Consider the following 13,242-nt stretch of genomic DNA (forward strand, 5'->3'; position numbering starts at 1 on the left):
ACGGACCCTCACCCGCCGTGCGCCAAGGCCTCACCCCGCCCCCGGCATCCCCCCGCCACCCTTCAGCCGCTCCAGATCGGACGGCCGGACCTGGATCGCCAGGATCGCGATCAGCGCGGCCACCACCGTGAAGATCGCCGCCGTGATGAAGGCGGCGGAGACTCCCGCGGTGAGGACCTCGTCCCCCCAGGGTGGTGGCAGCTCACCCGTGCGTTGGGCCTCCAGACGTTGCGCCGGGGTCGCCTCGGCCTGGAAGAGGGACTTCTGCTCCTCCGCCTCGTTCCTGCTGGCCGTGCCGTACATCGTGACCAGGATGGACAGGCCGAGGGAACCGCCGACCTGCTGGGTGGCGTTGAGGAGGCCGGAGGCGGCGCCGGTCTCCCGGACGGCCACGTTGGAGAGCGCCATCAGCGTCAGCGACACGAACTCCATGCCCATGCCCAGGCTGAAGACGAGCATCGGCCCGAGGACGCTGCCGGCGTAGGTGGAATCGACGTCGGTCAGGGTCAGCCAGCCCAGACCGGCCGCGGCCAGGATGGCGCCGACCACCATGAAGGGTTTGGGCCCGTACGTGGGCAGGAACTTGGACGCGAGCCCCGCGCCGACGGCGATGACCGCGCTGACCGGCAGGAAGGCGAGCCCGGCCTGCAACGGGCTGAAGTCCAGCACGTTCTGCACGAAGAGGGTCAGGAAGAAGAACATGCCGAAGATCGCCGCCGCAAGGCACAGCATGATGCCGTAGGTGCCCGCGCGGTTGCGGTCGAGGAACATGTGCAGCGGCGTGATGGGCTGGGTGGACCGGCGTTCCACCAGGATGAACAAGGCCAGGAGAACTACCGCCCCGGCGAACGAGGCCACCGTCAGCGGGTCCCGCCAACCGTCCTGTGCGGCGCGGATGAAGCCGTACACCAGGAGCACCATGCCCGCGGTGGAGGTCAGTGCGCCGGTGATGTCGAAGTGGCCCGGGTGGCGTTCGGACTCCTTGATCCAGCGGGGCGTGGCGAGCGCGATGAGCAGGCCGATCGGGACGTTGACGAAGAGCACCCACCGCCAGTTCAGCCACTCCACGAGCATGCCGCCGGCGAGCAGTCCGATCGCGCCGCCGCCCGCCGAGACCGCGGCGAACACCCCGAACGCCCGGTTGCGTTCCGGGCCTTCGCGGAACGTGGTGCTGATCAGGGCGAGGGAGGTCGGTGAGGCGATGGCGCCGCCGACGCCCTGGAGGGCGCGCGCGGCGAGGAGTTGGGCCTCGTTCTGGGCGAAGCCGCCGAGTAGGGAGGCGAACACGAACAGCAGGACGCCGAAGATGAACACCCGGCGCCTGCCGAGGATGTCACCGGCCCGGCCGCCGAGCAGGAGCAGTCCGCCGAAGGTCAGCGTGTAGGCGTTGACCACCCAGGACAGGCTGGTGGTGGAGAAGTCCAGGGAGCGCTGGATGTCCGGCAGCGCGATGTTCACGATGGTGATGTCCAGGACCACCATCAACTGGCACGAGGCGATGACCAGCAGGGCCATCGCACTTCCGCCACCGCCGTTCTCCTTGGCGGTGGTCTGTGGGGTGGTGGGCTGCGGGCTGCTGCTCATAACGTCTCGCACTCTCGGGGCTCGCACCCTCGCGAGGGGTCAGCGGACGACTGCGTCCACTCTCGGTCCACCGTTCGACGGTACGCCCGCCCCTGCACGGTCACCACTCGAATGGCGGTACGCCCACCCCCTGCGCGGCCACTCCTCCAGCCCGGCCCCTTGACGCCCCGCAGGGCCGTTGGCACACTCGCGAGCCATCACAGAAACCGCTTGCTATGCCACACCCCGCATGTGAATCGATTCAACCCATTGAACCCCACTCGATTCCAGGAGCCGAGATGAAACACAGAAGCCGGGCCGTCGCCTCCGCCGCCTGTGCCACCGCGCTGCTCACCGGCGCCGCGTTACTCACCGAACCCGCCAGCGCCGTCGCCCCGCGACTCGCGGCGGCCTGCGGCGAGGGCGCCTACCAGGCCGAGGCCGTGCTCAGCGGCAGCACCTGGACCGCCCGCCGCGGGGGTTCCGCCGTGTACACCGGTACGGACATGCGGGCCGCCATGCAGGCGGCCGTCAACAGCCTGACCGCGGGCCGCACTTCGAAGGAGCGGGTCGTGGTCCGCGGCTCGGGATCGATCAGCGCCGGATCCCGGGTCTCCCTGCCCAGCTACACCGTGCTGGACGTGTGCGGCACGATCAACGTCACCGGATCGGGCTCCGGCGACCAGGCCCCCGTCTACGCCCGGGGCGTCCGCGACATCGAGGTCCAGCACCTCAACGTCACCGGCGCGCCGCTCTACGGCATCTTCCTGCGCAACGTCCAGAACGTCGTGCTCGGCCAGATCGACATGCGCCTCTCGGCGGGCCTCGGCATCCGCGTCGACAACCGCGGCGACACCACCCAGTGGACGCGCAACGTGCGGATCGACAACGTCTACGTGTCCGGGGCGAGCAGTCACGCGGTGGAGACGTACGGCGTGGACGGCCTCACCGTCGGCACGGTCACCGCCCGCGATGTGGGCGAGTCCGGGCTGCTGCTGAACCAGACGATCAACGCCACCGTCGCGAAGGTCGACGCCGACAGCGCGGGTACCGGCACCGGATACGCGGCCTTCCGCATGGCCAACCGCAACGGCCGGGTGGGCAGTTCGTACCCCACCAACATCCGCGTCGGCGAGGTGGTCGCGCGCGGCGGCGGACGCGGGGTGTTCTGCGTGTCCGAGAGCGGCGGTGCGGTCATCGACCGGGTCAACCTCTCGAACACGGGCAACAACTCGATCCTGATCGAGAACTGCTACAACGTGAACATCGCCGCCCAGAGCGGCAGTGTCACCGGCGGCGGCGAGATCCGCCTCGCGGCCCGCTCGGAGTTCCCCAACAACTCCGACATCACCGTCCAGAACCTGACGGTCACCAACTCGGCGATCACCGAGAACCCCTGCAGGACCAACACCACGTTCCGGAACAACACGCTGGTGAACAGCCGGCAGACCATCTGCTGAGAGGAAGGAGGGGCGGACGGACCTCGGCCCGTCCGCCCCTCACGCGGGTTGCGGGATCAGCAGGTGCGGCCTACGTAGTACGCGCCCTGGATCTTGGAGGCGGAGCCCAGCCAGCTCTTGCCGGGTCCGACACATCGCTCGTAGTCGGCCTGCCAGGCGACCTCGACCTTGATGACGACATTCGAGCCGTCGGAGGTGCAGTGGTTGTACCAGGCGTCGGAGCCGGTCTCGTAGAAGCCGCACGGGTCGGCGGCAACCGGTACGGCGGACGTGGTGACCACGCCGAACGAGGTGAGGACGAGGGCCGCGCTGCCGAGAGCGCCGGTCACGAAACGACGAACACGCAAGGGGGACTCCATGCCGCTAGGAGGACCGGGGCCGGACGACGGGCGCCGGCCGGTCCGTTGATCGATGCGGACCCAGGATCGCCGCCGCGCGCCACCGAGTTGATCAAGAGGCGGCCCCCTTCACCCGCTGTATCGATTTGTCGTTGCGCCGACCGGTTGATCTTCGTCCGAACACCGCCCCCGGAGTTCACTTCGGCTCGCGCAACCCCGCGACCAGCACCGCGACCAGTCGGCGCGCGTCGTAGCGCGCGTCACTCTCGGCACCGATGCACAGGTTCCCGATGCCGCGCATGAGGTGATACGCGTCGAGGTCGGAGCGGATCTCGCCGGAGGCGGCGGCCGCGTCGAGCAGCTCCGCGCAGACGGGCAGGAGGCGTTCGAGGAAGTAGCCGTGCAGGGCCTCGAATCCGGCGCTGTCCCCCTGCATCGCGGCGGCCAGGCCGTGTTTGGTGACGAGGAAGTCGACGAAGAGGTCGACCCACCGCGCGAGGGCCCCGTGGGCCGTCGGACTGCTCGCGAGCAGGGCCGGTCCCGCCTCGGCGCAGGCGTCGACCTGATGGCGGTAGACGGCGATGACGAGGTCCGCCCGGGTGGGGAAGTGCCGGTAGATCGTGCCCACCCCGACGCCGGCCTCGGCCGCAATGTCCCGCACCGGCGCGTCCACGCCGGAGGCGACGAAGACCGCGGCGGCCGCGTCGAGCAGCGTCTGCTGGTTGCGCCGGGCGTCCTTGCGCTTGGACCTTGCCGAGCTTCCCGCGCCCTCACCGCTGTCGTTCACCGTCGGCACTCCTTCCCTGATCGGTCTTGCAAAACGGAACAGCGTTCCGTATCGTCGTGATTAACGGAACGTCGTTCCGTTTCACTTCATGATGGCAGACCGGGCCACGGCCGACCATGCCGCCCGGAGAGCCACCCCTCACCGAACCCGGAGTGCGCGAGCACCGAAGGGAAGGCACCTCCATGTCCGAATCCCCGCACCACCGCGCGGGCTCGCCCGCCACGGTCCTCTCCGCGAAGCCGGTCGTGCTGTCCGCCCCCGGCCGCGGCGAGGACCTCCAGGTCCGCGTGTCCGCCCCCGCCACCGGCGACCGGCTGCCCGTTCTCGTCTTCTCACACGGCTTCGGCTCGTCGATGGACGGCTACGCCCCGCTGGCCGACCACTGGGCCGCCCACGGCTTCGTGGTCCTCCAGCCCACCCACCTGGACTCCAGGACCCTCGGCCTGCCCGCCGAGGACCCCCGTACGCCCCAGATCTGGCGCCACCGGACAGAGGACCTGCGGCGCGTCCTCGATGAACTCGACGTCCTGGAGGCCGCGTTGCCGGGCCTGGCCGGGCGGGTTAACCGCGATCTCGTCGCCGTGGCCGGTCACTCCTGGGGAGCCCAGACAGCGAGCACGCTGCTCGGCGCCAGGGTCCTCGGCGCCGACGGGCTGCCCGGCGAGGACATGTCCGACCCTCGCGTCCGGGCCGGCGTCCTGCTCGCCCTGACCGGGCTCGGCGACGATCTCACCCCCTTCGCCGCCGAGCACTTCCCCTTCATGCGGCCGTCCTTCGCCACCATGACCGCCCCGGCACTGATCGTCGCCGGGGACAAGGACCAGTCCCAGCTGTCCACGCGCGGACCGGACTGGTTCACCGACCCCTACACGCACAGTCCGGGCCCCAAGAGCCTGCTCACGCTCTACGACGCGGAGCACTCGCTCGGCGGCATCTCCGGACACGAGGCCGCGGAGACAACGGACGCCAGTCCCGCCCGAGTCGCCCTCATACAGCGGCTCACCACCGCATTCCTGCGCGACACCCTCCGCGCCGACGCCACCGACTGGCGGGCGGAGGTCACCGCGCTGGAAGAGGGCCCGAGCCCGCTCGGAGAGCTGCGGTCCAAGTGAACTCCCCGTATCGAAAGGACACATGATGATCCTCGTCACCGGAGGACTCGGCTTCATCGGGTCCCACACCGTGCGCGCCCTGCTCGACCTGGGCGAGGAATGCGTCGTCGTCCAGCGCCGCCCCCGCGACCTCCCCGCCGTCCTCGCCGGCGCACCGGTGAAGGTGGAACAGGCGGACGTCGCCGACCGTGCGGCCCTGCTCGCCCTCGGCCGCCGCCACGACATCACCGGCATCGTGCACATGGCCGGCTCCTTCCCGTGGCCCTCGGATCCGGACACGCCCGTCGAGGCGACCCGCGCGGCACTGGACGGCCTGCTGAACATCGCGCAGGCCGCGCAGGACTGGGGCGTACGGCGACTCGGCCTCGCCAGCACGATCGGGGTCTACGTCGGTGCCGAGAACGCCGGCCCGTTCCGCGAGGACGCCCCGCTGGCGATGGACGTGCCCGTGTCGATCCCCACGTTCAAGAAGGTCGGCGAGCTGCTGGGCGGCTATCTCGCCGAGGCCACCGGCCTCGACATCGTCAACTACCGCATCTCCGGGACCTGGGGACCGCTGGGCCACAAGGACCCGTTCTTCGCCGCACCCGCCCTGGTGCACGCCGCCGCCCGGGGCACCGCTCCCGACCTCTCCCACCTCGTGGGGCCGGCCCACGCCGAGGACGGGCTCGATCTGAACTACGTGAAGGACACCGGGCGTGCCATCGCCCTGCTCCAGCTCGCGGACCGGCTCAACCACCGTACGTACAACGTCGGATCCGGCCGGGCCACCACCAACGCCCAGCTCATCGAGGCGATCAGGAAGGTGGTGCCCGACGCCCGGGTCAGCCTCCCCGCCGGCGGCTCCGCGCACCACCTGGTCCTGGACACCAGCCGCCTGAGGGAGGACACCGGCTACCGGCCCGAGTACGACACCGAGCGGGCCGCGGCCGACTACATCGGGTGGCTGCGGGCGGGCAACGAGAGCTGACCCGAAGGGCGGCAAGAGTGTGAGCGCTCACCCCACCGCGAGCGGCAACCGCTCGGCGAGTTCTCCCAGTTCCACCCGCTCCGCCTCCGTAGGCGCGCGCCGCCCGGTGCCGATCAGCAGCGCGTCCTTGTCCGGGAGCGCGGCCGGGAACGGCGTGCGCGCGAGCTTCTCGAGCAGTTCCCGGGTGGCCGCGAGGGTCTCGGCGGGTGGTTCGGGGACCGACGGCAGGTGGGCGGTCAGGTCGAGGTGGTGCAGGGTCCATTCGAGGACGTACGCGTACAGGAAGTCTCCGACCGTCAGCACCTCGTCGCGGGTGCTCACCCGGGCGCCGGGGTCGGCGAGTCCGGCGGCGCGGCCCGCAGCGGAGCCGACGTCGTCGAAGTGGAACTTCAGCCACTTGGGCTCGCCGTACGCGGCGGCCAGGCGCGGGACCAGCGCGTCCAGCGGGTCCTCGCCGGTCGGGGGCTCGACGAGCTGCCAGTAGGTGACCGCGTTCACGGTCGGTTCGGTGTCGGCCGGCGTGACCAGGGTGATCAGCACGTCCTGGGCGCCGATGACCAGATGGCACACCAGGTCTCTGACCGACCATCCGGTGCAGCCGGTAGGGCGCTCGAAGTCCTCGTCGGGCAGGTCGGCGACGGCGGTGCGCAGGGCGGTCCAGGAACGGGAGAAGAGATCCACCACTCGACGGTAGGCCGGTGGGGCGAGGCCCGACAACCGCGCTGCCGGCCTGGCCTTTCCCGCGCAGGCCGCGCGCCGGGGCCTGGTCCGGGCCCCGGCGGCCGCCCGCCGGTCAGCTCGCCATGCCGCTGAACCCGCCCGGCTGGTAGGAGCCGCCCTGGTTGTCGAGGATCACGCCGAACCGGTTGGCGGCGTTGATCATCGCGACCAGGCCGACCAGGGCCGCGAGCTGGTCGTCGTCGTAGTGCTTGCGCACCCGGTCCCAGGTCTCGTCGGACACTCCCCGTGGGCGTCGGCGATCCGGGTGCCCTCCTCGGCGAGTTCCAGCGCCGCCCGCTCGGCCTCCGTGAACACGGTGGTGTGCCGCCAGGTGGCCACCAGGTTGAGCCGTACGGCCGTCTCTCCGGCGGCTGCGGCTTCCTTGCCGTGGGTGTCGGCGCAGTAGCCGCAGCCGTTGATCTGACTGGCGCGCAGGCTGACCAGTTCCTGGGTGGTCCGGGGCAGCGAGGACTGCTGGATGATCTGGCTGACGCCGAAGGTGCGCTTGGCGATCGCGGCGCCGGTCTCGTTGGCGAGCAGGTTGAAGCGGGGTTCCATGAAGTGCTCCTGATGTGTGGTCCGACGTGCTGACAGTCACGAGATGCCGGCGCCCCCGTGGCTGTGACAGTGACAAGCGGCACACTGCCGCGATGTCACAACTCGGCCCTGTCCGGTGTCCGGTGTGCGACAGACTCGACCGTGCGGAGGGATCACGCATGACAGCCACCGAGAGCGACACCGCCACCGCCGCCTTCGTCCGGCATCGCAATCTGCTGTTCACCGTGGCCTACGAACTGCTCGGCTCGGCCGCCGACGCCGAGGACGTCCTCCAGGAGACCTGGCTGCGCTGGGCGGGCGTCGACCTGGACGCCGTACAGAACCAGCGCGCGTACCTGGTACGGATCGCCACCCGGCAGGCGCTGATCCGGCTGCGCACGCTGGAGCGCCGCAAGGAGACCTACGTCGGCCCCTGGCTGCCCGAGCCGCTGCTGACCGCGCCGGACGTGGCGGAGGACGTCGAACTGGCGGACAGCGTCTCGATGGCGATGCTGCTGGTGCTGGAGACGCTCACGCCGACCGAGCGGGCGGTGTTCGTGCTGCGCGAGGTGTTCGCCGTCGACTACGACGAGATCGCCGAGGCCGTGGACAGGACTCCGGCGGCGGTACGCCAACTCGCCCACCGCGCACGCTCGCACGTCGCCGCGCGCCGCCCGCGCGGGGGAGTCTCCCCGGCCGAGACACGAGCGGCCCTGAAAGCCTTCCAGCACGCGGTCGAGACAGGCGACTTGCGGGAGTTGCTCGACATCCTCGCCCCGGACGTCGTCTTCCTGGGCGACGGCGGCGGAGTCGCCCAGGCCGCGCTGACGCCCGTGGTGGGCGCCGACAGCGTGGCCGCCCTCCTGGCCGTCTCGCGCATGCGCGGCACCGCCGCGGGCGGCCTGCGACCGGCCCAGGTCAACGGCCACCCGGCACTGATCCTCCGGCTCGACGGCGAGGTGGACACGGTGGTGGCGGTCCGCATCGACGACGGCCTGATCACCGGCCTGTACGCAATACGCAACCCGGAGAAGCTGTCGCGCGTGGAGCGGGAGACGGCGCTGCGGCGCTGATTGTCAGAAGCCAAAGGGGTAGCCGAGCAAGGGAGTTCTGGTTAGCCTTACCTAAGTTGTGAGTACGGTTTCTGGGCGCTGTGGAACCGGTCCGGAGGATGCGTGAGGAAAGCGGACCCGCCGGGACGGGACGTCCTGCGGCGTGCGGTGGGCGGACAGCGCGGGGATGTCGCGCTCGGCGCCGTGCTGGGCATGGGCCACCAGACGGGCGAGGCCCTGGTGCCTCTCGTCATCGGCCTCGCCGTCGAGCGCGGGGTCGTCGACGGCGATGTCGAGGGCCTGATGTGGTGGCTCGGGGTGCTGGCCGTCGTCTACGTCGGCCTCTCCTTCAGCTTCCGTTTCTCCGCCCGCGCCGGCGAACGGGCCTCGGTGACCGCCGCGCACCGGCTGCGGACCGAACTCGTCGACCGGGTCCTCGCCCCCGAAGGCGGCGCGGAGGAGGGGCGGTTGCCCGGCGAGCTGGCGAACACCGCCACCGAGGACGCCAAACGGGTCGGCGCCGTCGCGATGGCCCTCATCGTCGGCATCGCGAGTGCGGCCGGACTGGCCGTCGGCGCGATCGTGCTGCTGCGCATGTCCGTTCCCTTGGGTCTGCTGGTCCTGCTGGGCACACCGCTGCTGCTCTGGCTCGGGCATCTGCTGAGCAAGCCCTTGGAGCGGCGCAGCGAGACCGAGCAGGAGCGGGCGGCTCTGGCCTCGGGTGTCGCCGCCGACCTGGTGGCCGGACTGCGGGTGCTCAAGGGCATCGGCGCCGAGCCGGCGGCCGTCTCCCGCTACCGCCGGATCAGCCAGGACTCGCTCACCGCCACCCTGCGCGCGGCCCGGGCCGAGGCCTGGCAGAACGGCGTGGTGACCATGCTCACCGGCGCCTTCCTGGCCGTGGTCGCCCTGGTCGGCGGACGGCTCGCCGCGCGCGGCGACATCGGCCTCGGAGAACTGGTCTCGGCCGTCGCGCTCGCCCTCTTCCTCATCGGCCCGCTCTCGGAATTCGCCTGGGTCAACGCCCAGTTGGCGCAGGGCCGCGCCTCAGCCGCACGGATCGCGGAGGTGCTCGGCGCCGAACACGCCGTACCGACGAAGGCCGTTGCTCCCGTGCTGGGCCGCGTCGAGGGCCGACTGCGGCTGCGCGGGCTGTCGTACGGCCCGCTGCGTGCCGTGGATCTGGAGGTCCTGCCCGGCGAGACGGTCGGCGTCGTCACCCTCGACCCCGCCCACGCCTCCGCCCTGCTGCACTGCCTCGCCCGCCACGCCGACCCCGACGAGGGGTCCGTGGAGCTGGACGGAACGGACCTCACCACGCTGGGGCTCGCGGAGCTTCGGGCAGCGCTGCTCGTCGCCGAGCACGACGCCGACCTGTTCGAGGGCAGCCTGTTGGAGAACGTCAAGGCCGCCGCGGGCCCCACGGCCCCCGTCGAGGCGGCGATCACCGCTTCCGGCGCCGACGAGGTCGTCCGCACGCTCCCCGACGGCGCCGGCACCGCGGTCACCGCCCGGGGGCGCTCGCTCTCCGGAGGGCAGCGCCAACGGGTGGCCCTGGCACGGGCTCTGGCCGCCGACGCCCCCGTCCTGGTCCTGCACGAACCGACCACGGCGGTCGACGCCGTCACCGAGGCGCGGATGGCAGCGGGTCTGCGGGAACTGCGCGCGGGACGCACGACCGTACTGGTGACCAACAGCCCCGCCCTGCTCGCGGTGACCGACCGAGTCGTGCTGCTCGATGCGGGCGGCGTCGTGGCGGACGACTCCCACGAGAGGCTGGTCCACCAGCACACCGACTACCGTACGGCGGTGCTGGCGTGAGCGGGTCCCAGGAGTTGCTGCCCGTCGCCACGCCCGCGCGCACCCGCGCCGCGATCGGTGAACTCCTGCGTCCGCAGCGGGGCTTGGCGCTCGCCGCCTTCGCCGTCATGGTCGCCGCGACCGCCATCGGCCTGCTCACCCAGCCGCTGCTGGGCCGGATCGTGGACCTGGCCGCCGACCGGGGGTCCGTGGACGCGATCACCACCACGGCCGCGCTGTTGGCGGCCGTCGCCGTCGGGCAAGGTGTCGCCACCGGGTTCGGCCTGTCGCTGATCTCCCGGCTCGGCGAGACCACGCTGGCCCGGCTGCGCGAGCGGTTCGTCGAACGAGCGCTCGGCCTGCCGCTGGAGCGCGTGGAGCGGGCCGGCGCCGGTGACCTCACCGCCCGGGTCACAGCCGACGTCTCCCTCGTCGCCGAGGCCGTCCGCAACGCCCTCCCGGAACTGGCCCGTTCCCTGCTGACCATCTTCCTCACCCTGGGCGCGCTGGCCATTCTCGACTGGCGGTTCCTGCTGGCCGCGCTGCTGGCGGTGCCGGTGCAGGTCGCCACCGCCCGCTGGTACGTTGCCCGTGCCGTGCCGCTGTACGCCGAGCAGCGGGTGGCGGCGGGCGCCCAGCAGCAGCAACTCCTCGACACCATCGCCGGATCCTCGACCGTGCGGGCGTTCCGGCTCGAGCGGGAGCACTCCGGGCGGGTCACCGAGCGGTCCTGGTCGCTGGTGGCGCTGACCATGCGCGGGGTCCGGCTGGTACTGGGCTTCTACAGCCGGCTGCACATCGCCGAGTACATCGGTCTGGCCGCCGTGCTGTTCACCGGGTACTGGCTGGTCCGCCAGGGCTCCGCTTCCGTGGGTACCGCGACCGCCGCCGCCCTGTACTTCCACAGTCTGTTCACCCCGGTCAACGCGGCCCTGGTCCTCCTGGACGACGCCCAGTCGGCGACGGCGGGCCTGGCCCGGCTCGTCGGGGTCACCGACGAACCCGCACCGGCGCGGCCGGCCCGCCCCACCGGGACGGACCGGGCCGAGGTCACCGTGCGCGGCCTCCACCACGCCTACCGGCCCGGACACCCCGTCCTGCACGACATCGACCTGACGATCCGGCACGGCGAGCGGATCGCCCTCGTCGGCGCCAGCGGGGCCGGGAAGACGACCCTGGCCCGGCTCGTCGCGGGCATCCAGCCGCCCACCGCCGGAACGGTACTGGTCAACGGCGTACCGCCGACGGAACTGGCCGCCGGACGCCGTACGGTCGCCCTGGTCACGCAGGAGACGCACGTCTTCGCGGGCCCGCTCGCCGACGATCTGCGGCTGGCCAGACCCGACGCGACCGACGACGAGCTGCGCGCCGCGCTCGACCGGGTCGACGCGCTGGCCTGGGCCGAGGCGCTCCCCGAGGGACTCGCCACGGTCGTCGGCGACGGCGGTCACCGGCTCACCGGCGACCGGACGCAGGCGCTGGCGCTGGCCCGGCTGATCCTCGCCGATCCGCCCGTGGTGATCCTCGACGAGGCCACCGCCGAGGCGGGCAGCGCCGGGGCTCGGGCGCTGGAGAAGGCGGTCGCGCGGGCGGTGGACGGCCGGACCGCGCTGATCGTGGCCCATCGCCTCAGCCAGGCGGCGACCGCCGACCGGATCGTCGTCATGGACTCCGGACGGATCGTCGAGACCGGCACGCACGACGAACTGCGCGCCGCCGCCGGTCCCTACGCCACCCTCTGGGCCGCCTGGTCGGACACCCGCGACAGCGACTCCTAGAAAGCCCGCTCCACAGGAAACCGAACAGAAGGACGACCGATGTTCCGCTCCCGCTCCCGCAGAGCGCCCCGGCTCGCCGCCGCGCTCGGCTCCGCCCTCCTGCTCCTCTCCGCGGCCACGGCCTGCGGCGACGACGACTCGGACTCCGGCACGTCGGACACCGACCCGAAGGCGAGCGCCTCCGGCGAGTCCGCCTTCCCGGTCTCGATCAGCCACAAGTACGGCAGTACGACGATCGAGTCCGCGCCGAAGCGGGTCGTGACCGTCGGCCTCACCGACCAGGACTCGGCGCTGGCCCTCGGTACGGTCCCGGTCGGCACCACCGAGTGGCTCGGCGGCTACAAGGGCGCCGTCGGCCCCTGGGCCGAGGACAAGCTCGCCGGCGCCGAGGCGCCCACCGTCCTGACGGACACGGGCACCGGACCGCAGGTGGAGAAGATCGCCGCGCTCAAGCCGGACCTGATCCTGGCCGTGTACGGCGGACTCACCAAGGAACAGTACGAGTCGCTGTCCAAGTTCGCCCCCGTGGTCGCCCAGCCCAAGGAGTACAACGACTACGGCGTGCCGTGGCAGGAGCAGACCGGGATCATCGGCAAGGCCCTGGGCAAGCCGGAGGAGGCGTCGGCGGCCGTCAAGGCGACCGAGGACGTGATCGCGGCGGCTGTCGAGGAACACCCCGAGTTCCAGGGCAAGACGGCCGTGATGGCCACGCCGTACGAGGGCATGTTCGTCTTCGGCAGCCAGGACCCGCGTTCGCATCTCCTCACCGACCTCGGCTTCTCGCTGCCGAAGGACCTGGACAAGGCGATCGGTGACCAGTTCGGCGCGAACATCAGCAAGGAGCGCACCGATCTGCTGGACCAGGACGCGATCGTGTGGCAGGTCGCCGATGTCACCAAGGACGCCGACAAGCTGCACAAGGACGCCTCCTACAAGGACCTGAAGGTGGTCGGCGAGGGCCGTGAGGTCTATGTGAACGAGTCGAGCGACTACGGCAACGCGCTGTCCATGGGCACCGTCCTCAGCCTGCCCTACGTCGTGGAGCGGCTGGCGCCGCAGCTGGCGGCGGCCGTCGACGGCAAGGCGGACACGAAGGTGGAGCAGCCCGCGTCCTGACGTCGGGCA

At 71.6% G+C, this 13,242-nt stretch carries 11 protein-coding genes and 1 pseudogene; 7 read left to right on the forward strand and 5 right to left on the reverse strand.

From position 1 onward, the window contains the following. Window positions 1-30 precede the first annotated feature (30 nt). Window positions 31-1,584 (reverse strand): MFS transporter, encoded by a 1,554-nt coding sequence (locus AC068Z_RS19995; protein WP_478557017.1) that lies wholly within the window; start codon window positions 1,582-1,584, stop codon window positions 31-33. Between the two features lie 278 nt (window positions 1,585-1,862). On the opposite strand from AC068Z_RS19995, the gene AC068Z_RS20000 reads away from it, so the two are divergent. After that, window positions 1,863-3,023 (forward strand): hypothetical protein, encoded by a 1,161-nt coding sequence (locus AC068Z_RS20000; protein ID WP_478557019.1) that lies wholly within the window; start codon window positions 1,863-1,865, stop codon window positions 3,021-3,023. Between the two features lie 56 nt (window positions 3,024-3,079). Here the strand turns inward: AC068Z_RS20000 and AC068Z_RS20005 are convergent, their stop codons facing one another. Both AC068Z_RS20005 and AC068Z_RS20010 read right to left on the reverse strand, forming a co-directional pair. Next, window positions 3,080-3,382: a DUF6355 family natural product biosynthesis protein gene (locus AC068Z_RS20005; protein WP_478557021.1), complete on the reverse strand. Its 303-nt coding sequence runs from the start codon at window positions 3,380-3,382 to the stop codon at window positions 3,080-3,082. Window positions 3,383-3,557: 175 nt separating this feature from the next. After that, window positions 3,558-4,148, reverse strand: a complete 591-nt coding sequence (locus tag AC068Z_RS20010; RefSeq protein WP_478557023.1) for a TetR/AcrR family transcriptional regulator — start codon at window positions 4,146-4,148, stop codon at window positions 3,558-3,560. Between the two features lie 182 nt (window positions 4,149-4,330). Here AC068Z_RS20010 and AC068Z_RS20015 point away from each other — a divergent pair, with 182 nt between their 5' ends. Further along, window positions 4,331-5,260 (forward strand): alpha/beta hydrolase family protein, encoded by a 930-nt coding sequence (locus AC068Z_RS20015; protein ID WP_478557024.1) that lies wholly within the window; start codon window positions 4,331-4,333, stop codon window positions 5,258-5,260. A gap of 22 nt (window positions 5,261-5,282) precedes the next feature. Beyond that, on the forward strand, window positions 5,283-6,230 hold the full coding sequence (locus tag AC068Z_RS20020; RefSeq protein WP_478557026.1) for an NAD-dependent epimerase/dehydratase family protein: 948 nt from the start codon (window positions 5,283-5,285) through the stop codon (window positions 6,228-6,230). A 27-nt stretch (window positions 6,231-6,257) separates the two neighbouring features. Here the strand turns inward: AC068Z_RS20020 and AC068Z_RS20025 are convergent, their stop codons facing one another. Continuing rightward, complete coding sequence (locus AC068Z_RS20025) at window positions 6,258-6,911, reverse strand: maleylpyruvate isomerase N-terminal domain-containing protein (RefSeq protein WP_478557028.1); 654 nt, start codon at window positions 6,909-6,911, stop codon at window positions 6,258-6,260. A gap of 112 nt (window positions 6,912-7,023) precedes the next feature. Next, a pseudogene (locus AC068Z_RS20030) lies at window positions 7,024-7,508 on the reverse strand (carboxymuconolactone decarboxylase family protein). A gap of 158 nt (window positions 7,509-7,666) precedes the next feature. Between AC068Z_RS20030 and AC068Z_RS20035 the strand changes: the two are divergent. The 4 genes from AC068Z_RS20035 to AC068Z_RS20050 all read left to right on the forward strand — a co-directional run bounded on the left by AC068Z_RS20035 (window position 7,667) and on the right by AC068Z_RS20050 (window position 13,233). Then, window positions 7,667-8,560, forward strand: coding sequence for an RNA polymerase sigma-70 factor (locus tag AC068Z_RS20035; protein ID WP_478557030.1), 894 nt, complete (start codon window positions 7,667-7,669; stop codon window positions 8,558-8,560). A gap of 102 nt (window positions 8,561-8,662) precedes the next feature. Then, window positions 8,663-10,360 carry an ABC transporter ATP-binding protein gene (locus tag AC068Z_RS20040; protein ID WP_478557032.1) on the forward strand — a complete coding sequence of 566 codons (1,698 nt, stop codon included), beginning with the start codon at window positions 8,663-8,665 and terminating at the stop codon, window positions 10,358-10,360. 107 nt (window positions 10,361-10,467) lie between these two features. Next, entirely contained in the window at window positions 10,468-12,117 is a 1,650-nt protein-coding gene (locus AC068Z_RS20045) for an ABC transporter ATP-binding protein (protein WP_478557283.1), read from the forward strand. A 39-nt stretch (window positions 12,118-12,156) separates the two neighbouring features. Further along, a complete protein-coding gene (locus AC068Z_RS20050) occupies window positions 12,157-13,233 on the forward strand; it encodes an iron-siderophore ABC transporter substrate-binding protein (protein WP_478557034.1) in 1,077 nt (358 codons plus the stop codon). The last annotated feature ends 9 nt before the right edge of the window (window positions 13,234-13,242 follow it).

The organism is Streptomyces sp. NPDC043726 (assembly GCF_056436565.1).